General features: G+C 33.8%; 17 protein-coding genes and 1 tRNA gene. 15 read left to right on the forward strand and 3 right to left on the reverse strand.

What is annotated here, in order from left to right; all coding sequences use genetic code 11:
* Positions 1-8 precede the first annotated feature (8 nt).
* From CLOLE_RS03245 to CLOLE_RS03270, 6 genes are all read left to right on the forward strand, one after another.
* Positions 9-2,330 (forward strand): hypothetical protein, encoded by a 2,322-nt coding sequence (locus tag CLOLE_RS03245; protein WP_013655635.1) that lies wholly within the window; start codon positions 9-11, stop codon positions 2,328-2,330.
* A 3-nt stretch (positions 2,331-2,333) separates the two neighbouring features.
* Complete coding sequence (locus CLOLE_RS03250) at positions 2,334-3,548, forward strand: vWA domain-containing protein (RefSeq protein ID WP_013655636.1); 1,215 nt, start codon at positions 2,334-2,336, stop codon at positions 3,546-3,548.
* 8 nt (positions 3,549-3,556) lie between these two features.
* Positions 3,557-4,189, forward strand: a complete 633-nt coding sequence (locus CLOLE_RS03255; protein WP_013655637.1) for a hypothetical protein — start codon at positions 3,557-3,559, stop codon at positions 4,187-4,189.
* Between the two features lie 28 nt (positions 4,190-4,217).
* Entirely contained in the window at positions 4,218-5,486 is a 1,269-nt protein-coding gene (locus tag CLOLE_RS03260; protein ID WP_013655638.1) for a TRAFAC clade GTPase domain-containing protein, read from the forward strand.
* Complete coding sequence (locus tag CLOLE_RS21560) at positions 5,487-8,099, forward strand: GAP1-N2 domain-containing protein (protein ID WP_013655639.1); 2,613 nt, start codon at positions 5,487-5,489, stop codon at positions 8,097-8,099.
* Positions 8,100-8,220: 121 nt separating this feature from the next.
* Positions 8,221-8,302 (forward strand) — tRNA-Leu (locus CLOLE_RS03270).
* A 66-nt stretch (positions 8,303-8,368) separates the two neighbouring features.
* Here the strand turns inward: CLOLE_RS03270 and CLOLE_RS03275 are convergent.
* Complete coding sequence (locus CLOLE_RS03275; RefSeq protein WP_013655640.1) at positions 8,369-9,217, reverse strand: AraC family transcriptional regulator; 849 nt, start codon at positions 9,215-9,217, stop codon at positions 8,369-8,371.
* Positions 9,218-9,371: 154 nt separating this feature from the next.
* Between CLOLE_RS03275 and CLOLE_RS03280 the strand changes: the two genes are divergently transcribed.
* A complete protein-coding gene (locus CLOLE_RS03280) occupies positions 9,372-10,763 on the forward strand; it encodes a family 4 glycosyl hydrolase (protein WP_013655641.1) in 1,392 nt (463 codons plus the stop codon).
* A gap of 207 nt (positions 10,764-10,970) precedes the next feature.
* Complete coding sequence (locus CLOLE_RS03285; protein WP_013655642.1) at positions 10,971-12,749, forward strand: DEAD/DEAH box helicase; 1,779 nt, start codon at positions 10,971-10,973, stop codon at positions 12,747-12,749.
* Between the two features lie 88 nt (positions 12,750-12,837).
* Here the strand turns inward: CLOLE_RS03285 and CLOLE_RS03290 are convergent, their stop codons facing one another.
* Positions 12,838-13,326 (reverse strand): dihydrofolate reductase, encoded by a 489-nt coding sequence (locus tag CLOLE_RS03290; RefSeq protein WP_013655643.1) that lies wholly within the window; start codon positions 13,324-13,326, stop codon positions 12,838-12,840.
* A 273-nt stretch (positions 13,327-13,599) separates the two neighbouring features.
* Here CLOLE_RS03290 and thyX point away from each other — a divergent pair, with 273 nt between their 5' ends.
* The 5 genes from thyX to CLOLE_RS03315 all read left to right on the forward strand — a co-directional run bounded on the left by thyX (position 13,600) and on the right by CLOLE_RS03315 (position 19,548).
* A complete protein-coding gene (gene thyX / locus CLOLE_RS03295) occupies positions 13,600-14,463 on the forward strand; it encodes an FAD-dependent thymidylate synthase (protein ID WP_013655644.1) in 864 nt (287 codons plus the stop codon).
* A gap of 352 nt (positions 14,464-14,815) precedes the next feature.
* Entirely contained in the window at positions 14,816-15,013 is a 198-nt protein-coding gene (gene cspD, locus CLOLE_RS03300) for a cold-shock protein CspD (RefSeq protein WP_013655645.1), read from the forward strand.
* Between the two features lie 381 nt (positions 15,014-15,394).
* Positions 15,395-16,231, forward strand: coding sequence for a sulfide/dihydroorotate dehydrogenase-like FAD/NAD-binding protein (locus tag CLOLE_RS03305; protein ID WP_013655646.1), 837 nt, complete (start codon positions 15,395-15,397; stop codon positions 16,229-16,231).
* On the forward strand, positions 16,232-17,617 hold the full coding sequence (gltA, locus tag CLOLE_RS03310; protein ID WP_013655647.1) for an NADPH-dependent glutamate synthase: 1,386 nt from the start codon (positions 16,232-16,234) through the stop codon (positions 17,615-17,617).
* A gap of 236 nt (positions 17,618-17,853) precedes the next feature.
* Positions 17,854-19,548: a methyl-accepting chemotaxis protein gene (locus tag CLOLE_RS03315; protein WP_013655648.1), complete on the forward strand. Its 1,695-nt coding sequence runs from the start codon at positions 17,854-17,856 to the stop codon at positions 19,546-19,548.
* Positions 19,549-19,650: 102 nt separating this feature from the next.
* On the opposite strand, the gene trhA is transcribed toward CLOLE_RS03315, so the two are convergent.
* A complete protein-coding gene (gene trhA, locus CLOLE_RS03320) occupies positions 19,651-20,292 on the reverse strand; it encodes a PAQR family membrane homeostasis protein TrhA (protein ID WP_013655649.1) in 642 nt (213 codons plus the stop codon).
* Positions 20,293-20,485: 193 nt separating this feature from the next.
* On the opposite strand from trhA, the gene CLOLE_RS03325 reads away from it, so the two are divergent.
* Both CLOLE_RS03325 and CLOLE_RS03330 read left to right on the forward strand, forming a co-directional pair.
* Positions 20,486-21,139, forward strand: coding sequence for a DUF1836 domain-containing protein (locus tag CLOLE_RS03325; protein WP_013655650.1), 654 nt, complete (start codon positions 20,486-20,488; stop codon positions 21,137-21,139).
* Positions 21,140-21,349: 210 nt separating this feature from the next.
* Positions 21,350-23,368, forward strand: a complete 2,019-nt coding sequence (locus tag CLOLE_RS03330) for a methyl-accepting chemotaxis protein (RefSeq protein WP_013655651.1) — start codon at positions 21,350-21,352, stop codon at positions 23,366-23,368.
* Positions 23,369-23,388 lie beyond the last annotated feature (20 nt).

Genomic DNA, 23,388 nt, shown 5'->3' on the forward strand with positions numbered 1-23,388 from the left:
ACCTTAGCGTGAAAGAGGAGATTCTAGAAAGAGCATATCATTATGCCTTAGGGGATGATGAATGTGTTTTGAGGAGTAATGAAATTCGGGCGAAGTCCCCTATTTTATTTGTGGTTTTAGGAGATAAGGTTAAAGAGAGTATAAAAAGCATTAAGACTGAATTTAGCCAAAATGTCATGAATGCAGAGGGCATCATGTATTTATATATTGGACTAGAACAAGGAATAGAAGATGGGCAGACTTCGTCTCTTGTATTACCACTAGGTAAAGGAGAGGAAAAGTCGTCTAGAGGCACTTTAAGTAGCCAATTATTTGAAGAGGAAAATGCGTTAAAGATTTTAAATGAGCAAATAACCAAGGTAAGAGAAGCTATTTTAGAAAAGGGAAAGATGTTTCACTATTGGGAGCAGATTCAGGTCAGTGTGATTACAGATGCCAGTGAAGAGATGAATAGTTTATTGCCGGATATTGTTGTGCTCCTAAAGAAAAAATTAGAACAAGACTTTAAACAAGTGACAGTGGACTTATTTACAGTATTAGAGGAGACCATTTATACACCATTAGAGCAAGCTATAAGTATGAGTTTCTTTAAGGAAATTGAGACTTACCAAGCTAGAGATTATTGTTATGAGAAGCCATTAGAACTTTTAGAGGATGGCTTAAAATTAAATACAGCTTATAATCAACCTTTATTTAATTTAACTTTCATTTTATCTGATAAAAAAGAAAATGGGCAGAAAATAGAGCACGCTAAAGAAAAGCATTATGAAACCATAGCAGCTTTTAATTTGTTAAAGAATAGAGAACAAAAGGAAATCGAATTAGCTGAAGCTAGAGAACAGTATAATAATAGTGTATTTATGACAAATATCATGAGTGGAGGCGAACATCGTTTTGCTAGTGCAAGACTTGCAAAGGTGAAAAAGCCTCGGGTGGGTATTTATTTAGCTACAGCTTATCATCTCTTTAATGCCTATAAAGAAGAATTAAGCTATCATGGTATTAAGGAAAGCAAGGCTTTATTAGAAGCAGTAGGCTTAAATGAAATGAGACTAAGTAGTTTGATAGATGATATTATACCGCCAAAAGAAAACCTGGGTGAAATTTATAGCGTTATTTCTCAGTCTATAGGCTTTAGAGAATTAAAGGGTTTAAGTTTTCAAGATGCTGAAAAGCAGCTTTATAAAAAAAGTCTAGAGGATTTTTTCAGTGCCAACTTTACTAAGAGTAGTGAAAGAAAGTTAGCAGAGAAAGTGAGTAAGGAGAAAATAAAAAAGCAAATCTATGCTGAGGTCATTAATCATCCAGATTATGGTCCTTATGCATTAGAAGAACTCTTTAAGATAGAACAAACGAGGGCTATAGATAAGCTAAGAGAACAATATGGCTATGAAATAAAACAGTTAGAAGTAACCCTTGAAGAAAAAGAAAATAAATCAGTTGGAGAAGTGATAGGAAGTAAGTTTGGGTTATTTGATAAGAAATATTTAAGGGATGTAAAAGGGTATTTAGTAAGTGAAGTTTATAGCTTGAAGTATGAAAGGTTAGAGAAGCAATTAAAGCTTAAGGCTATGGAGACTATAAAAGACATTCTGGAGGAACTTTATAACGAAATCAAAATAGAGCTTAAGAAATTAGAAGAAGTAGGTAGCTTGCTGAAGACGCTAATGGAGGAAGCCAATAAATTTGAAGAAGCTTACCTTGTACAGAATGTTAATGAGTATTATGAAAAGTTAGTACATAACAAGTTAGAACAATTAAAGAAAGCTAGAGGTGAACATTTCCTACTTGAAGAAAAATATATGGGAGATATCACCAGCGTTTTAAGTCAGAGCAGAGAGCAGTTTTTAGAAAAGCTCTTTATATTGCAGGAAAAATATATTTTACAAGATGAAAAGCTCTTTAGACTATCTTTTGAAGAAGAACTTTTAGCAAGGGCCAATATGTTAGTCAGCTATGAGGAAAAAGATGTAGCAGCTAAAAGTGAGCTTTATCACATGCTCTATTTAAGTTTAGAAGAGAATTCTAAGCCTTGTGTTTACTTAGATTCAGCTGCAACCACGCATCGTTATGAGGAAAAGTACTTCCTTGGTGATCGCAAGAGTGAGTTTATGACATATGCCTATGAAAAGGATAAAACCTCTAGAAGCTATAAGTTAGCCTATATTAATGATCAAAGAAAAAGTAGCTTAGAAAAACTTCAGCTTATGGGGGGCTTTAAGGCTTCAGACCTAATTTTCACTAGAACAGCTCAGCGCTACTATGATGCATATATAAAAGAAGGTTATTTATTTTCAAGTAACCAGGAAATAAGTAAAAAGGGGGATTAAAGGATGGGAAGTAAGAGATTTAGCATTACAGCTGTTGCACTTAGTATAATAGGGAGTCTTCTAGCTTTTGTAGTAGGAGAATTGTTACTTCATTTGGGGGAAGAATGGCCAGCTTATTTAAGGATGGGGCTTTATTTTGGTGTGGGTGCTATGTTTGTAGCAGCGTTGCTACTGCTTTCACAATGGCTATCACCGCAACTAATCGGTTATAGATGGAAACAGCAATATTTTAAAACCTCTTTAAAACTATTTATTCCTACTACCTTATTAATGCTAGGCTTAGGTGGAGGTTTATTTCAATTCCTATATGGTATGAATGTGAATAAGGAAAAAGCTTTTAAAGATATTGTTATTGCTATAGATACCTCTGGTAGTATGGAACAATCAGACCCTAATGGTGAACGTTTTAAAGCAACTAGTAGTTTGATTGACAATTTAGAAGGCAATAGAAGAATTGCCTTTATGACCTTTGATGATAGTCCGATTCTTCAATTTGATTTTATGGAAGCTACTACGAAGGAACAAAAAGAAGTTGTAAAAGCTAAGATAGCTAGTTATCAGCAGAATGACGACGGACAGACTGGTGTAAGAGATATGATCAATGAAGCTTATGAGTTAATTCAAAATAACTCAAAAAATCATAGTGGTAGTTTGATTATGATTTCAGATGGAGCACCTTCAGATGATTCAGCTTCCAATATCCCTGCCTTAGTAAGTAACTATGTCCAAAATAATATCCCTATTTATACCATAGGTATGATGTATGGCGATAATTCTGCAGAGCAGTATCTAATAGACATAGCCAATCTTACAGGTGGGCAGCATTATAGTACTTCTGATACGACTATGATAGCAGGTGCTTTTGGACAAATTCGTTATGATGAGGGCAAAAGAGAACTGATGACTGAGCGTTCTGATGAAAAAGCAGAGGTAACGCTTTATATGGTTCTTAGAGTAGGCTTTTTAACTATTTTAGCTTTTCTAATGGCTTTAGCCTTAGGGATTATGTTTGACAATCGTTTCTTGGCTAAAGGCTTGATGATAGGTGGTACTTTAGGCGGTTTAATGGGTGGTATTGTAGTAGAAATGCTATTTAAACAAGGTACAACACCTTACATGGTAAGATTAGGCTATTGGCTTATGTTTGGGCTTTGCCTCGCAACTTTTACAGGCCTTATAACCTTTAAAGATAGTTATCATGGAACAAGGGAGGCTTAAGCTAAAAGATGGAAGTAAAAATGTGTGAGAATACGCTCCTTAGACTCACGGGGCTTAAAGCTGAGGTAAAAGAAGATGAAGTATATCTTAGCTTTAAATGGCCTAGGGAATTGGAACAAGTTTATATTTACCGTAGAAATCTATTAGAGAAGGAAGATTTTAATAGGGATAAGCCCTATAGAAAATATACTCAAAGTGAATATGTGCGTTTTGGAGGGTTTATAGATGCGCATCCAGGGATGGGACTTATTGAATATGAAGTATGTCCATACGTACAAACACCAGAAGAAACTTATTTGATAAGTAGCGAAGAAGGCAACAATAGAGTACAGGTCATGACTAGAAAAATAGCCATTAGATACATTTTAAAGGAAAGAAAAAAGCTTTTTAGTAATAGTAAGATGGTTCAAATGCAAGTGTTTTGTGAAGTAGACTTACCTAGAGAAGCACTTTGCTATGTCAAGAAAAAAGGAAGTATTCCTGTTAATAATGAGGACGGTATGCAATTTCAATTTATCTCAGATTTTGTAGCTGGTGATAATATATTACCAGAAATAGAAGTTGCTAAGGATGAGTACGTTAGGATTTACTTATCAGATGAAGTAGAGCATAAAGAAGTGTATGGTATTTATAAAGAGTAGATAAGTAAATATTGAAAGGAGTGAAGAAATGGGGTTGTTTAAAAGTTTATTTGGCGGGAAGAAAGAAGAAGCGCCTGTGCAAAAGAAATTTCCTATTGTATGCCCGCATTGTTTTAATAAATTTAGTCCAGACACAGTCGTCTTTAGAGCAGCTCATTCAAAGGAAGAAGATGAAGAGTATTGTCTTCAAGAAGATGCTAAGCTGAATGAATACTTAGAGCGTTTTGGCTTAGAGGGCAGTGAGGAATTAGAAGCTGTTCTTAATCCTTATTTGGTACCAGCAGAAAATAGGCATTATGTAGATGATGTACTTATTAGCATGAAAGACAAATATAATGTAGAGACCAAAAAGAGATTATGTCCTTATTGTCACAATGATTTGCCTTATTCAGCAGGGCGTGCGCCAAGTAATATCATTGCGATTATCGGCGCTTCTCAGGTAGGGAAGTCTGTTTATATGGCCTCGCTTATTAATACTTTAGAAAACGTTACAGCGCATAACTTTGAAGCAGCTTGTTTACCAATCAATAGTGATACAAGTAGACGTTTTCGTAGTCAATATTTAGATCCTTTATTCTTGCAAAATAGTTTAATAGAATCTACCCAAAAGGAAAGAAAACAGGAACCCTTTATTTTTCAATTTAAGTTCAAGGATCCTTCTAAAGAACCGTTAAGCTTGGTATTCTTTGATGTAGCGGGAGAAGGAATGGTAGAAGAGGAATATTTAGATCTTTATGCCAATCATATTAGAAATGCAGAAGGGATTTTATTTTTAGTGGATCCATTACAGCTCTCTACTATCAGACGTAAGTTAATACTTAATCAAGATGACAATGGAGGAGATTTCACTTCTCAATATCAAGAATCTAGAGATGTAGTTGTAACCCTTGCTGAACATTTTATTGGAAGCCAGGAAGATGGGAAAACTAGTATACCAACAGCTGTTGTGATTACTAAAAGTGATATGCTTACTTCTTTAGCAGAAGAAGAAGGGGAATATATTAAACCTAATAGTAATGTATTTGAAAATTATATCCATAAGGGTTATTTTAACTTAAATGAATATGAAAATATTAATGGCGAAGTACAACGTTTCTTAGAAAAAGTAGATCTTGCTTTTAAAGACGCCGTAGAAGTACATTTTAAAAATGTCTCTTATTTCGCAGTGTCTTCACTAGGACAAAATCCAGTAGAAGGAAAATTAGAAAAGGTGATTCAACCTATGCGTATTGATGAGCCGTTTTTATGGCTATTATATAAATTAGGTTATATAAGTAGCAATGAAGGGGTGAGATAAATGATTGAGCAACAATATTATACAAGGGAACGTGGTGGTCTGTTCTCAAAAACAGATGGTTACGATACCATTGCCAAGTCTCCTAAGCTCAAGCTAGAATTTATAAAAAAATATCTTCATCCATTATGTAGCTATGATAGTCCTAGCGAACTACAAAAAAGTGGGGAGGAAGATGAGACCAAGTATCCCCCCAATCTTGTAATTATGCCAGTAGCTTCAGGTGAACTCATTATTGGACAAGCGGTCTATAAAAGTAAAGACTTTACAGGTCTTCGTTCTACATTCTTCATGCATAATTATGTGCTATCAGCCAATGAAAAACACCGTTATGTAAAAGAACCAGAAAAGTTATTTGGTATTACCCAGTTTCAAACAGCTTATGATATAGGCTTAGGATCAGAACTTCCAACTTTAGCAGCTATTCCTTATGAAGGCAATTCAGTATTATTTAAGGATAGAGCACGCCTTTTAAGTGAGCTAAAAATGGATGAAATACTTTTTGAAAAGCTTTTAGCTGCCATTTTTACTGCAGCGAGCTCAAAGAAAAAGGTCTTTATTGTTTTAGATGTGCCTATTTCTGAATTGGGGACTTACGCCAAGGCTTTACTTTATCATGTGTACCTTAGTTTGCCTTGGAGTGTAACAGAGGAATTAGGTGTAAGTACCTATTCGCGTAGTAGCGAAGCTAAAAAGAATATTCATATTACGTTTTTAGAGAAGGATGCACTTCGTTATGATGGAAAAGTAACAAAGGAATTTGTATTAGATTTCGTGAGTCAAAAGTTTTTAAACTTAGATGAGACCACTCATTTAGATCCTTATTTTAAAGTGGCAGCTATGTTTAGGTCGATAAAGCCATTATGGGAAAAATTTAATAGCTATGGTGAGCAGCTCTTAAAGGCCATGAAGGACAAGGGGGAGAAAACCCTTAGCTTTTATAACCGTACAGCTACTTTATTTGTTATCTATGCGTATTTGTCTAATCATAAGCCTTATGTATTAGAGGAAGGTAGAGAAAGACAAGGATTTTTAACAGAAGCACTAAGTTATTTAAACCTACCTATTGGAGATGAGTTTAAGAGAGAACTCATAGAGGTGATTGGATATGCAATCAGTAGCTTAGAAGCTAGTTTAAGAGGTGGAGTACTTCTAAGTCGGGAAGAAATAGTAGCTATGCTGAATTTTAAACTTAAGGTTAATCAAGGCAGTAAAACTAACTTTGAAGATATGCTACGTATTTTATTAGAAGCCATAGAAGTAGCTAGAAGAGAAAATAATGGAGCCTATATAAAAGAAATCTTTGCTAAAGCAAGCAAGGAAACAGCGCTTTATCAAAGTTTATTTGAAAAGTTATATAGTAGAGAAGAATTAAAAGAAGAAGTGGCTTATACCTATATAAAAGAAGCATTTGAGGGTATTAATAACCTAGATGCTTTTATTACTAAGGTGAAAGAATTTGAGCCTATAGAAAGTATTTTGTTTACCGATGTTTATTACTCTAATATAGTGAAAACGAGATTTATGGACTGCTTAAGGGCAGCTAGCAATAAAGTCAAGCTATTAGAAAAAGTCCAGCAGTGGTGTGAAAAGCATCAAGGGCGTTTATATGAAGAACTTGTTGTTTTAGCAGAAGAACATTTCTTAAAGCATATACGTTTAGAAACAATAGAGTCTGAAGCTGCTTTATGTCATATTACATTTAAACATATTTATGACGATGAAAATTATGAGGCTATTAAAGACTATCAAAAGCTGAAGACAAGTCTCGAGGCAATGAGTCCGAAGCATATCAAAGTAAATAAAGCTGTACAGAAACAAATTCAACACTTTTATAAACAAACTGTAAAAAAAGAAGATTTTTATATGTTAGTGTATGCATTTCTTGAGCCAAACAAAGAGGCCTATAGTGAGGAAATGTGGCGTTTAAATTTAACCAAAGTTCTGGAATATTTGTATCCTATTAGCCCTGCGATCATGCTAGATTTTATTATTTGGAGTAAGGGACAAGAAATCTATATGAATAAGACCAGCTTTGATACAACAGTCATTCGTTTCTTTACTAAACTTAAAGAAAAAGAGGGTAAGTGGCCTAAAGAACTAGCTAAACAAAAGTTAGAAGGTCAATTAAAAACAAAGACTTTATATGTTAAGCTGAATAAAGCAATGCAACCAGCCATTATAAAGCTACTTAGTCAATATGGGAAGACAATAGCTATAACCTGTATGATTCTAATAGGTTGTGCAGGGGTAGGCATAGGAGGTTACTTTGCTTATAATTATTACCTAGCGCCACCACCTAGCATAGATACAACAGCAGCAGAATTAGAGCAAAGTATTAAACTACCAGTAAATGAGCTGGGGTTACCGGAAGACCAAGTGAAAGCTCAGCTTAAGCTTTTAGAAGAAAATAATAAAAAGCAAAACGAAACTGATGAAACTAATAAAGACAAGCAAGGTGAGGCAGATGTAAAAGAAGAAAAAACTCAGCCATCAGTAAATGATAAGGAACAAGTAAAGACTCCAGCAGAAACTGAGACTAAGTCTGAAACACCAGATACATCGCAAAATGACAATAAGAAGCAAGAAAATACTTCATCTCATACAGGAAACTAAATAAGTTGAAAAGTGATTGGAAAAATATATAATATTTAAACTATGGTAAAACGGAGATTTTTATAAAAAAAAGACTAGACGAACCCGATACTTTCTGTTATTATAATCAAGTATCAGGTTTGCGGGCGTGGCGGAATTGGCAGACGCACTAGACTTAGGATCTAGCGCCGCGAGGTGTAAGGGTTCGACTCCCTTCGCCCGCATAATAAAAAGACGTATTCATTTTAAATGAATACGTCTTTTTTTGCTTTAATTAAAAGTGGCTATTATTAAAATTTATTAATTTTACGATATTGCAAAGGAGAAACACCAAGAAGTTGTTTAAAAACTCGCCCAAAGTGAGTAGAGTTGCTATAACCCACTGCTATGGCAATTTCTAGTATACTTAAATTAGTTTTTTGAAGAAGCTCTTCACTAGCACGTATACGAACAGTATTAACGTATTGAGTGAAATGGAATCCTGTTACTTCATTAAAGGTTCTAGAGAGATAGTAACTATTCATATAAAACAGATTAGCTACTTTATCTAAAGATAGGTCTTCTTTATAATGAATGTTAATATAGCTAGTGATTTCAGATATTTTTTTGTGTAAGCTACTTGGAAATTCTAAGTAGCTATTTTTAATTTCAGGAGAAAACCTACCTAGAAAAATAAGAAGCTCTAATAAGTAAACCTTTATACAAGAAGTATAACCCTCTGAGCGTTTGGTATCTTCTTCTAGCATACAGTAAAGTAACTTTTCTATAAAAAGTTGTTCTTTAGGACCTAGATTAAACACAGGAGTGGTTTTTTCAAAGCATTGAAATAAATCAAAGTCGTCAACAGCTTCTTTAAATGCTTTTAGATAACTAGGATCGAAGTAAATTAAAATACGCTCATGAGTATTGCCTCCAGCTTGCAGTGTTTTATGTAGTTCATAACTATTAATAAGAGCAATATCACCTTTTTTGAGATAATAAGAACGGTCTTTAATGAAATAATAACGTTCACCTGAGAGTTGGTAATAAATTTCATAATAGCTATGATAGTGATTAGATGGCATATTAAGTGCTGTTTCGCGCTTAACATATTCAATGATATAGCCGCTTTGCTTGATAGGATCTTGTTTGTCACTCATCGAAGATGCACCTCCTTGTTAAGTATATAATATATAATTTTAAATAGGAACAAAAAAAGACTAATTTAAAGAAAAAGAACAATAAATACAGAGAAATATAAAAATAATAAAGGTACAATAAAGATATATGATAGGGGAAAGGAGCCTAAAAAAGATGAAGTACATTGAAGATAGAGTCGAAGATATACAAATCACCTATATTGGTGGGGGGTCTAGAGGTTGGGCATGGCAACTGATGAGTGATTTGGCAAGAGAGCCACAATTAGCGGGGACAGTAACGCTTTATGATATTGATTATGAGGCAGCATTGCAGAATGAAAAGATAGGTAATCGTCTAAAAGATAGAGAAGATGTCAAAGGTAAGTGGCAATATAGGGCAGATAAAAGCTTGGAGAGTGCTTTAAAGGGAGCAGATTTTGTTGTGATTTCCATTTTGCCAGGTACTTTTGATGAGATGGCTTCCGATGTACACGCACCAGAAAAATATGGGATTTATCAATCTGTTGGGGATACAGTTGGCCCAGGGGGACTTATTAGGGGGCTAAGAACCGTCCCTATGTATGTGGAGTTCGCAAAAGCTATAGAAAAGAATTGTCCTGAGGCTTTCGTTATTAACTATACCAATCCTATGTCTTTATGTGTAAAAACGCTTTATGAGGTATTTCCAGGGATTAAAGCATTTGGTTGTTGCCACGAGGTATTTAATGCACAGAATTTATTAGCAGCAGCATTAAAGGATATAGAGGGCATAGAAGGAGCTACAAGAGAAGAAATCAAGATAAATGTCAAGGGAATTAATCATTTTACTTGGATTGATGAGGCTTCTTATAAAGGATTAGATTTAATGCCAATTTACAAACAGTTTGTAGACAAATATTATGAAAACGGTTTTGAAGAAGGAAAAACAGGAAACTGGATGAATGACTTCTTTGAATCAGCTAATAGAGTGAAGTTTGATCTTTTTAAGCGATACGGTATTATTGCAGCAGCAGGAGATAGACACCTAGCTGAGTTTATGTCAGGTAACTGGTATATAGAGAATCCAGAAACAGTTATGGATTGGAAATTTAGTTTAACACCTGTTAGCTGGAGAAAAGAGGATTTAAAAGAAAGATTAGCTAAAAGTAAGAGACTTGTTAAAGGCGAAGAAGTTTTCGAAGTTAAAGATTCAGGAGAAGAAGGCGTTAGACAAATCAAGGCATTAGTTGGTCTCGAAGAACTAGTAACCAATGTTAACTTGCCTAATGAAGGTCAAATCTTTAATCTGCCAAGAGGCTCTATTGTAGAAACCAATGCCATTTTTAGAAGAGGACAGGTATTACCTATAGTAGCGGGAAAACTTCCAAGTGCTATTCAAGGAATAGCAACACGCCATATTACCAATGCACATCTTATTCTAGAAGCCGCATTAGAAAAAGATAAGAAAAAAGCTTTTGTAGCTTTTGCTAATGATCCATTAGTCAATATATCCTTAGAGGATACAGAGGAGCTTTTTGAAGAAATGCTCAAAAATACAGCAGCTTATTTACCTGGCTGGAAACTATAAATATAGAGCACTTAAAATTTAATAGGAAATAATTCACAAAAATACTTTTATTCAAGAGACTCGCTAGCCCTTGAATAGAAGTATTTTTCCTATAATAGGAACAATTTACTTCTTGAGGTTTCAAGTAATATGTAGTATGATTAAAGGTATGGATGTAAGCGAATAGATTAATTTCACTTATAAATTATTTAATAGATTGTAGAGGTAATGATTATAGAAAGTATATTATTTAACCAACTAGAAGTATCAGAAGACATTATTAGAGCGGCTCATGACATGGGATTTGAGGAAACAACACCTATTCAAGGAAAAGCAATCCCTATTATTTTACAAGGTAATGATATTATTGCACAAGCGCCAACAGGAACTGGTAAAACTTGTGCATTCGGTATTCCAGCAATAGAAAGTGTTGACACTACGAATGAAAAAGTACAGGTGCTTATTCTTTGTCCAACGCGTGAACTTGTTATCCAAACAACTGAAGAGCTTTCAGCTCTTGCTAAATATAAGAGAGGTATACGTACTCTTCCTATCTATGGAGGACAACAAATAGATAGACAGATTATAGCTCTTAAAAAGAGACCTCAAATTATTGTAGGTACTCCAGGTAGAATTATGGATCACCTTAGAAGAGGAACTTTAAAATTAGAACATTTAAAAATGATTATCTTAGATGAAGCAGACGAAATGCTTAACATGGGATTCCGTGAAGATATTGATGTTATTTTAGAAAGTGTACCAGAAGAACGTCAATTTGTACTTTTCTCAGCTACTTTAGCAAAAGCCATTTTAGATATTGCTAACAAATATCAAAATAACCCAATCACTGTTAATGTTGTTCATAAAGAGTTAACAGTACCAACAGTTAAACAATACTATCTGGAAGTAAGAGATAGCAACAAGGTAGAAGTTTTATCTCGTCTAATTGATGCGAATAACTTTAAGCTTTCAGTAGTATTCTGTAACACTAAAAGGCGTGTAGATGATTTATGTAGAGACCTTCAAGCAAGAGGTTATAGTGCAGAATCACTTCACGGAGATATGAAACAACTTCAAAGAGATAATGTTATGTCTCGTTTTAGAAATGGGCTCATTGATATTCTTATAGCGACAGATGTTGCCGCTAGAGGAATTGACGTAGATGATGTAGATGCAGTATTTAACTATGATGTACCAAGTGATGAAGAGTACTATGTACACCGTATTGGTCGTACAGGTCGTGCACAAAGAGAGGGTGTTTCCTATACTTTTGCAGCTGGTAAAGAGTTAGCTAAATTACGTGATATTCAACGTTATACAAAATCAAAAATTAAGCTTATTAAGCCACCTTCAATTGAAGATATTCAAGAAAATAAACTTTCTGGAATTATAGATGATGTAAAAGCTATTTTAGCTGAAGGTAAGCTTACAAAATATACAGGTTTTATTGAAAAGATGCTTGAAGAAGTAGGCGACATTGAGGATGAAAATTACGCAACATCTCTAGAAGTAGCAGCAGCCTTCCTTAAAATGACTATGGATAAAATGGTTATGGGAGCTTCAGCAGAGTATTCAGTAGAAGACTTAGCAGCACGTAGCAATTATGATACAAGCAAAATTGATGGGGACTTTGTACGTTTATTTATTAACCTTGGACGTAAAGACGAACTTCAAGTATCAGAACTTGTTAAATTTATCGCATCTAACTGTAATATTACAGGTAAGGAAATTGGCCGTGTAGATATGCTTGATAAATTCTCATTCTTTGAAATTCCAAAGAAACATCTTGGAGATATTATGGCTAACCTTGTAGGCGAAAGCTTAAAAGGACGAAGAGTGAATATTGAAGTAGCTAATAGAAAACAAGATGGTAGAGATAGACAAATGGGTCGTAGTACATCAAGACGTCAGGAAAACAATGGTGAGAGACGTGGAGATAGTAATAGACGCCAAGATGGAAACCGTTCAAACTACCGTTCTCGTAGTAATGATAAGAATAATAGATAGTATGAGCAAATGAAGTCAATAAAAATTGCTATCTCATATATTGTAAAATATATATGAGATAGCAATTTTTTATTGTAGGAAATATATATTAATGACCTATTCTTTTCCAAAGAGTAAAGAAAAAATAATGACCAGTAGATGTTTGCGACTTACTACAAGTGGATTTTATCAATTGAAAATCTTTTTGATAATCGGGAAAGCAAGTATCACCCTCAACAACTTCATCAATTAAAGTAATGTATAAATATTCTGCGAAAGGTAAAAAGGCTTTATAAATTTCACCACCACCAATTACAAAAACTGCTTCTGTTGTTGTTTTGCATAACTCTAATGCTTCATTTAAGCTATGCAAAACAACAACACCCTCCGCAGAGAAGTTAGGGTTTGTAGTTAAAACCATATTGGTTCTATGGGGGAGAGGTTTACCTATGCTTTCGAAGGTCTTTCTTCCCATGATAACAGTATGCCCACTTGTTACTTCACGAAAATAAGCTAGGTCTTCAGGAATATGCCAAGGCATTTGATTGTGAAGTCCAATTTGATTATTTTTACTAACAGCTGCGATTAAACAAATCAATAGTGTAATCTCCTTTAAAGTTTGATAGAGTTATAGTATATCAAGGATATGATACTAATAGGTTAATATAGAAAAGAAGGTTGATAGTCATTAATGAAAGACAGGATTTAATAAGATACTTGCCAGTGGAAGTCTTTTGTAATACACTTTCATCATAGAGAGAAATTAATCTACTATTACTTTTATCTATAACTAATTAAATTATAGTATAAACCATAAGCGTTAGTTTAGATAGGTTGTCTAATATATACAGAAAGATAAGAGGAGAATCAAGTGGAAACTAAATTAAATGTAGTCATATTAAGTCATACACCAGAGTTTGAACAAAATATAGTAAGAGGAGCTAGACTTTGCTATAGTTCAGCGGATATAGAAGAATTAAGAGACCAAATTACACCAGAAAGTGCAGAAAGATTTTTAAATATGATTTTAGAAATCGGGCATGGTTCCATTCTAGAGCATAGTAGCATTACCTTTGGAATTGAAGGTGTAAGTCGTTCCTTAACGCATCAATTAGTACGTCATAGAATAGGTTGTAGCTATTCTCAGAAATCACAACGTTATGTAAGTGAAGGACAGTTTGAGTATGTTATTCCAAAGCCAATAGCTAAATATGATCGCTTAAAAGCTGACTATATTAAGATGATGGAGAAATTGCAAGAGGACTATAATCATATCACCCTTAGTTTGTTAGTGGAACAAATCAAAGAACAAGCAGCAACTGGTAAAGTAACGGAAGAAGTGAACTCAACTATAGCAAATGGTATAGAGGGAGAAGCTCTAGTGGAGATTCTCAAGGCTAGTGATAAAAAACTCTATTCAAAGCTTGAAAAGATTGCTATAGAAAATGCACGTTATGTGCTCCCAAATGCATGTGAAACAAAAATTCAAGTAACAATGAATGTTAGAGCACTTTTTAATTTCTTTAAAGAAAGACTATGTGATAGAGCACAAGAAGAAATTAGAGATATGGCCTATGAAATGTGGTTAGCTTGTATGGAAATTGCTCCAACTATATTCAAGTATGCAGTCCCTACCTGCGTTCATGGCAAATGTAAAGAAGGTAAGATGACTTGTGGTAAGATGCTTTATTATAAAGAAAAGCATGGTAAAATTATTAAAAAATATGAGAAATAATCAAGAATATTATAAGAGCAAGGCTTCATAGTACTGGATTAGTAAAAGTATTATTAGGGCCTTGCCCTTTTGTTAAATGAGATAAAATATTAGCTAAACAGTAGATGTATGAATTGGAAAATCTACAAAAATTCCTCTAAAAAATTTTTATAATTCTAATATTACTATGTAAAAAAATTTAAAGCATCTTGATTTTTCGCGACAATTATGATAATATTAATGAGTAAGTTAAAATATTGAAACAAAAACGGATAGGTAGGCCTCTTGTAACAAAAAAACTAGCAAGACCGAATAACGTTTTGCGTAGCAGTGTTTTAGCAATAAAAGATTTTATTTAAGGAGGCCTAGTAACATGACAGGTAAAGTTAAATGGTTTAACGCAGAAAAAGGTTTTGGATTTATCGAAAGAGAAGGTGGAGATGATGTATTCGTACACTTCACAGCTATCCAAGGCGACGGTTTCAAAACATTAGAAGAAGGTCAAGAAGTTAACTTCGATATCGTTGAAGGTAACAGAGGACCACAAGCTGCTAACGTTACAAAAGCATAGTTAGCGTTAAATAATTGTAGATAATGACGATACTTTTGGTATCGTCTTTTTTTGTAGATGTTAGCTATAAAAGATTTCAAATTATAATCTATAAAGAAGTTGCATACTAGAATCTAGAATGAAAATGAAAACTAAAATGAATAAAAATACAATAATATTAACAAAAAGTATATAATAGTATAAAAATTTGTTGAAATATAAAGGACACAATGATAAACTAGAAATGGAATGTTAAGGAATTAACAACTCGTTTTGCTGCAATGAATGGCGGCAATTAAGGTAATAAAAATGGCTGCGATCATCGTGGCCTTTTCTTAAATACACAGGGGAAGGGTACTTGGTATATAGGAAATATATTTACGAAGAATAAAGGAGGATACTATGTATAAGATTGTTAAAAAGCGTGTGCTTAATCCTACAGTCGTACTTATGGATATTGCAGCACCAGCTATTGCTAAAAAAGCAGAACCAGGGCAATTTATTATTTTAAGAGTAGATGAAGAGGGAGAACGTATTCCTTTAACAATCGCAGATTTTAACCGTGAAAACGGGACAGTAACCATTATTTTTCAGATTGTAGGAAAAACAACCCAAGCTCTAAGTGAACTTGAAGAAGGCCAATTCATTTGTGACTTTGTAGGACCATTAGGAGTAGCTTCTCATGTCGAAGGCCTTAAAAAAGTAGCTGTTATTGGTGGAGGAGTAGGCTCTGCTATTGCATATCCAGTTGCTAAGAAATTACATAACTTGGGAGCTAAAGTTGATGTTATTGTTGGTTTTAGAAATAAAGACTTACTTATTCTAGAAGAGGAGTTCAAAGCTGCAAGTGATCGTCTGTTTATTATGACAGATGATGGTTCCTATGGAGAAAAGGGCCTTGTAACAGCAGCTCTTGAAAAATTGATTAAAGAAGGTAATGAATATGATGAAGTCATTGCTATTGGACCTTTAGTCATGATGAAATTTGTAGCACAGCTTACTAAACAATATGGTATAAAGACTGTAGTGAGTATGAACCCTATTATGATTGATGGTACAGGTATGTGTGGTGGTTGTCGTTTAACAGTAGGCGGCAAAGTGAAGTTTGCTTGTGTAGATGGACCAGATTTTGATGGCCATGAAGTAGACTTTGATGAAGCTATTTCTAGATCTAGCATGTATAAAGACTTTGAAAAACATGCACTAGAACATCACTGTAATCTAATGGAGGTGAAATAAATGGCAAACATGAGCCCTAAAAAATTAGAAATGCCAGTGCAAGATCCTACAGTGAGAAATGGGAACTTTGAGGAAGTTGCATTAGGTTATACTTTAGAAATGGCACAGGAAGAAGCTAGCCGCTGCTTAAATTGTAAAAATTCACCTTGTGTAAGTGGCTGCCCTGTAAATGTTAATATACCAGGCTTTATTACTGAAATTCAAAAAGGTGATTTTGAAAAAGCTTATGAAGTGATTCATGAATCTAGTAGTTTACCAGCTGTGTGTGGTAGAGTTTGTCCTCAAGAAACACAATGTGAAGCTAAATGTGTAAGGGGTATTAAAACAGAAAGTGTTGGTATTGGCCGCCTTGAACGTTTTGTAGCGGATTATCATATGACTAATAGCAAAGAAGAAGTAAAAGTACCAGAGTCAAATGGACACAAAGTAGCGATTGTAGGTGCTGGCCCTGCAGGACTTACTTGTGCAGGGGATCTAGCTAAAAAGGGCTATAAAGTAACAGTATTTGAAGCACTTCATCTAGCTGGTGGTGTACTTGTATATGGTATTCCAGAATTTAGACTTCCAAAAGCTATTGTACAAAAGGAAATTGATACTTTAAAGGCTATGGGAGTAGAAGTGCTTACTAATATGGTAATTGGTAAAGTTATTTCTATCGATGAACTTTTCGAAGATGGCTTTGAGGCAATTTTTGTAGGCTCAGGTGCAGGTCTTCCTAACTTTATGAATATCCCAGGAGAAAATCTAAAAGGGGTATATTCAGCTAATGAATTCTTAACACGTGTTAACCTGATGAAAGCTTATAAAGAAGGAAGTGACACACCTATACATAATAGTAAGAATGTAGCTGTATTTGGTGGTGGTAATGTAGCAATGGATGCTGCAAGATGTGCTAAGCGTCTTGGGGCAGAAAACGTATATATTGTGTATCGTCGCGGTGAAGAAGAAATGCCGGCAAGAAGAGAAGAAGTAGAGCATGCTAAAGAAGAAGGCATTATCTTTAAAAATCTTACTAACCCAGTACAAATCCTAGGTGAAGCAGGTTGGGTAACAGGTGTTGAATGTGTAGAAATGGAATTAGGTGAACCAGATGAATCAGGAAGAAGAAGTCCTATTGTAAAAGAAGGTTCTAACTTTGTATTAGACATCGATTGTGCCATTATGGCCATTGGTACAAGTCCTAATCCTCTTATTAGAAGTACTACAAAAGGCCTTGAAACCAATAGACGTGGCTGCATTATTACAGAAGAAGAAACTGGCTTAACCACTAGAGAAGGTGTATACGCTGGTGGAGATGCAGTAACAGGTGCAGCAACAGTTATTCTGGCCATGGGTGCAGGTAAAAAAGCAGCAGCAGCAATGGATGAATACATTCAATCGAAATAATCAGCTTTAGCAAAAAAATAATTTTGGGGTTTATAGGGTATATATGGCTAATTGACTATATATATCCTGTTTTTTGTGTGTAATTATAAACAATTTCACTACTATATAAAAAAGTATCTCATATTTATTAAAAAAATTATTTAGATTTGTTGATTATTTTACGTGGAGAAGATTGAGTATTTTTGTGATATTATGTTAAAATATGAAAACAAATGGATAATTAGGAGGAAAAGGTAGTGAAATTCAGATTAAATTTGAGATTAAAAGGAAGATTATATGCTTTAATTATACCCATGGTATTAGTCATAAGCATAGTATTTACTATTCTGGGTAGTATTTCATTTGTTTCTAATACAACAAGCTTAGTAAGAGATCAAATGAAAACTAATATGATTTTTTTTAACTTTGACATGGATAGCCGTTATCCTGGATCCTACAAAAAAGTAGAAAATGACTTGATAAAAGGAGGCGAGAGTTTAACAGGCATAGAAGAAGTTCATGTACTAAAGAAATATACAGGATATGAGTATATTATCTTTTGTGAGCAAACTATAATTGCTAGTACTATTAAAGAGGTAAATAGTGATGAACTAATAAGTAGTGAAATTATTGATAGGGTACTAAAGCAAGGAAAATTATTTCAAGAAAGAAGGACAATCAAGGGAATTAATTACACTTGTAGTTATGAGCCTATTGTAGATGAGCAAGGGACGCCTATAGGGATGTTATTTATGGCAGCAGATAGATCGAAGCATATAGCAAATATAGAGAACTATTTGAAGTGGACTGTAATTACCACATTAATTCTGTTATTAGTGGCTTTTATTGCTATGGGAATTGTAAGTACACGTATTAGTAGGCGTATTACAAGTGTACGTAAGCAAGTAGATTACTTAAAAGACAAGGATTTTACATATGAGGCTTCAAGTTATATCCAAGATTTCGCCGATGAAACAGGAGATATTAGCAGAAGTGTTACACAGATGCAAAAAGACATCAGGGAGACTTTAGTTTATATGAGTCATTTGGCAGATCAGGTGGATAGTGAATCAGCAGGATTATCGAATTCTTCAGAAGATATGGCAAAGGTAATAGATAATATCACTATGACCATTCAGGGCGTAGCAGAAGGTACAGTAGATCAAGCTACTGACTTAGTAGGTATTAATGAAGAGGCTCATGCATTAGGGAATGGTATAGCTCAAGTTATTTCTTCCGTAGATCAAATTAATCAAAAAGCAGAACAAATTAATGAAGTGGCTCTCAAAGGTAATGAAGATATAAAAGAGGTAATGAAAGCACTGAGAATCTTTGGGGAATACTTCAACAATTATAGTGAAAAAATTAACTCATTTGAGAATCATATGAAAAATATTGATGAAATTATCATAGTCATTGAAAATATTTCAAAACAAACAAACTTATTAGCTTTAAATGCAGCTATTGAAGCAGCGAGAGCAGGTGAAATGGGAAGAGGATTTAGTGTGGTTGCTGAGGAAATTAGAAACTTAGCGGAGCAAAGTCAAATGGCTACTAAAAATATAGCTGAAATTATTGGTAATGCTTCAGTAGAAACCAAGGTACTTATCGAGGGAAATGGAGAGATGACTGCACAATTAGAACATCAAGATGATAGCTTAAAGCACATGTTTGAGTCATTTAAGTTGATTACTAAAGCAGTGGAGGAAATTGTTCCTCAGATTAAATCAGTTAATGAAGAAGCGCATGTTTTAGAACGACAAAAGGAGAGTATATTAATGCGTATTGAAAATAGTTCTTCTATTGCAGAAGAAGTATCGGCTTCCTGTGAAGAAGTATCAGCAGCTTGTGAAGAAGCAAATACCTCAACAGAAGAAGTGGCACAATCAGCAATGAAGCTTAAAGACATGATTAATCAGTTAAAAGATAACGTGAATACTTTTAAGGTTTAATTTATTGAATAAAGTCCTCAAAAAAAGAAGAGCTGTAAAAGCTCTTCTTTTTTGAGGTTATCTTATTCAATTGGTGAATTTATTTAAAGACTTTAAAGCCTATTAAAGGACATATCTAAGAATAGCCCAGTAGTGGCAGGCACTACCTAACATAACAAAGATATGAAAAATTTCGTGAAAGCCAAAGTTAGGTGAAATATTAGGTTTCTTGCAGCCATAAATGATACCACCAATGGTGTACATTAATCCTCCTAGTAGCAAATAGATAAAGCCACCTAAAGAAAGTGAAGCATACAGTGGTTTAAGTGCAAAAAGAGCAATCCACCCCATACCAATGTAAAAGCCGGTAGAAAGCCATCTAGGCATATTAATCCAACATACCTTTAAGATGATACCAATGATTGCAAGACTCCAGATAGTAATAATAATACTCCATTTCCAAGCACCTGTTAATGAGAGCATACAAAATGGGGTATAAGAACCAGCAATTAAAACAAAAATCATAGAATGATCCAATTTTTTTAGTTTAAGCAAAATCGCATCAGTGGTGTGGACTAAGTGGTAGATGCCACTAGTTGTATAGAGAGCAACTAAGCTCATGCCAAATATAATAATTGAAACAATAGCTGTAGTGCTAAGAGAAATATCAGTAAGGTTAAGTAAAAAGATTGTGCCAATTAATGAAAGTACAGCACCGAATAAATGAGTTAAGGCATTAACTGGTTCTCGTAAATATTGTTTCATATAATCATCTCCTAAATTCATCAAGTAGTTTTAAATACTACTTAATGTTATATATAAAATTTATCATATTGTTAGCATGTAAGTCAATAGCGTTTTTAAAATAAATTTTCTTGATTTTAATATATGGGATGTGTATGATGAAAGTAGTAATGTAGAGCTTATAAAGATAGGAAGACTACTAATGGAGGACACTGTGGAAAATAAAGAGATTAATAAAATAATAGAGACCTTAAAATTAGATGAAGTAATAGAACCTCAAAGCATTCCTAACTTAGATTTGTATATGGATCAAGTCATTACACTTTTCGAAGAAAAATTGGCACATACGAAAAGGAATGAAGAAGATAAACTACTGACAAAAACCATGATTAATAATTATGCAAAGGATAAACTTCTTATGCCTGCTAAGAAGAAAAAGTATACAAGGGAACACATTATACTTATGATCCTTTTATATGAAATGAAGCAAATCTTAACTATTTCAGATATCAAGACTTTATTTGGCATTATTGTTAAAGAAGACCGAGTTGATGCCAAAAAGCTTGAAGAGATATACCAAATTTATTTAACCCTTAAAAAGAAGGGGATTGATGACTTTAAAGAGCAAGTAGAGAAGGTTAAAGTTAGTTTAAATCAGCAATTAGAAGAATCTAACTTAATCCCACTGGAACTTAAGCAAGTGGGAGAATTAGATAGTGAATTAGCTGAGAACATAGAGATAAATGAAAAAGTAAAGCCTAAAATAGAAGATATGCTTATGGTTATTATGCTTACACAAAGAGCAAATTATTATAAAAGATTAGCAGAAAGAATAATAGATGAAAAAATTAAAGTAAATGAGTTGTAAAAAGACAAGAGCTATAAAAGTTCTTGTCTTTTTAGCGTTAAAGAAGTTTGCAAGTTGTATAGGGATTTCTATCAAAATAATAGGATTAAGATATATTATTTAGTTTAAGTAAAAAATATAAAGTATATGAAATTGACTTTTATTTAATAAATATTATATTATAATACAGTGAAAAATTTATGTAAACAAAATCATCAAGGGGGACTCAATATGACTAGAAAAAGGACAGTAAATAAGAGTAAGAAAATGTCGCTACATATTGATTTGATAATTACGCTATGTAGTATTTTATGTATTATAGTAGTGGCGACAGCTATTTCTATGATTTCTTACAATGAAAGTAAAAAAACAATAAAAGACTTGACGATGAATCACCTACAACAAAATGGTAGAGAAGTAGCAAGGAGCGTAGGACGGGAAATTCAGATAAGAAAACAGCAATTAGAAAATATTGCAGCATTAGATGAGGTACGTTCTATGCAGTGGAATGAGCAACAAGCAATTTTGATTAGAGAAGCTAATGCATGGCAATATCGAGATTTGTTTGTAGCGTATACAGATGGGAATGTGCATTATGCAAAAGAAAATGCTATTAAATATCAAAAGGAAGAGGATTTCTTTAAACTTATCATTAAAGGAGAACCTGTTATTACGGAGCCCTATATTGTAGAAGATGAAGGTGTCAGCATTATTACCTTAACAACACCTATTAAGGGAAAAGAAGGGGAAATAATAGGTATACTTTGTGGAAGTATAACTTTAGATAGTGTTAATGAGATTATACAGCAAGTAGGTTTTGGTAACAGTGGATATGCGTGTATTGTTAATAATGCAGGAGAACTTGTGGCTCATAAGGATATGGACTTAGTATTTAATAGAGTACCATTTCTAGAACAAGGTACCTATTTAAATGAATTACTTGATCAATTAATGGCTAAGGAAAGTGGCCAAGGAGAATATTATTTTAATGATGGGGTGAGATACGTAACCTATGAACCTCTAGAAGGAACTGCTTGGTCTTTGCTTGTTACTGAGTCAAAGAAAGAGCAACTACAGCCTTTAATGCGTGTATTATGGACAAATATTATTATTACGCTTGTTTTGATTGTTATAAGTTCTATTGTGATAAGTTTACTTATACGTTATTATATGAAGAATTCGCTTGAAAGAATGAACAAAAGAGCAAAACAACTAGGTAGATGTGAACTTATAGTAGATCAGGTAGCTCATTATCCTAATAATGATGTAGGTGAGGCGTTAGAAGTATTAGATGAGGGGATCAAGGTCCTTCATAAGACAATGCAAGAGATTAAAGATACAGAAGGTGCAGTACTAGAGAGTAGAAATGAAATAGAAAGTATGATGAAAGGCATTACAGATGAAGTGAGCCATACAACAAGTACAGTAGAGAATATCACAGCAAGCTTAGAAGAAGTATCTGCTAATCTAGAAGAGATGGATCAAGTTATACATAATGTGGAGAATAGTACAGGACAGTCTAATAGATATGTAGAAAAGGGAGTAGCTATGGCAAAGGATATTCAGTTGCAAGCTACCAAATTACATGAAGAGACTATTGTATCTAAAGAGCAGGTACAACAGCTGTATATGGAGGCTAGTGGGAGACTAGGAAAAGCTTTAGAGAAAGTGAAAGTTGTTGAAGAAATTACTACAGTATCTAACAGTATTTTAGCTATTGCGGAGCAGACAGATTTATTAGCTCTAAATGCAACAATAGAAGCAGCACGTGCTGGAGAACAAGGGAGAGGCTTTGCGGTTGTTGCTAATGAAGTGAAAAATCTAGCAGAGGCTACAGGAGAGCAAGTACATGTTATACAGAACAATATTAATGAGGTATTAATAGCTGTACAAGACCTTTCATCGGCTTCAGCAGATATGTTAAATATTCTTAAGCACCAGGTTTTAGATGACTATGAAAATATGATTAGAATTACGCTTAAATATAAAGAAGCAGGTAATGAAGTTAAACAGATGGTAGAAGGAATTAAGGAAAAGGCAGAAGAAATCGTTGATGCAATTTCTTATACGACACATAATATGGGAGACATCTCCAATGCAACTACTCATATTGTAGGAGCAGCAACAGATATTGTTGCAAGCATGGGCAGTATAGAAAAACAAAACCAAGTAATACTAACCAAAGTAAATGAAAATAAAGAAGCATCAGAAGCATTGGCAAGTTTAACAAAACAATTTAAACTGTATTAATGATATAGAAAAAGGGTACT

The sequence above is a fragment of the Cellulosilyticum lentocellum DSM 5427 genome (assembly GCF_000178835.2).
GTDB classification, from domain to species: Bacteria; Bacillota; Clostridia; order Lachnospirales; family Cellulosilyticaceae; genus Cellulosilyticum; species Cellulosilyticum lentocellum.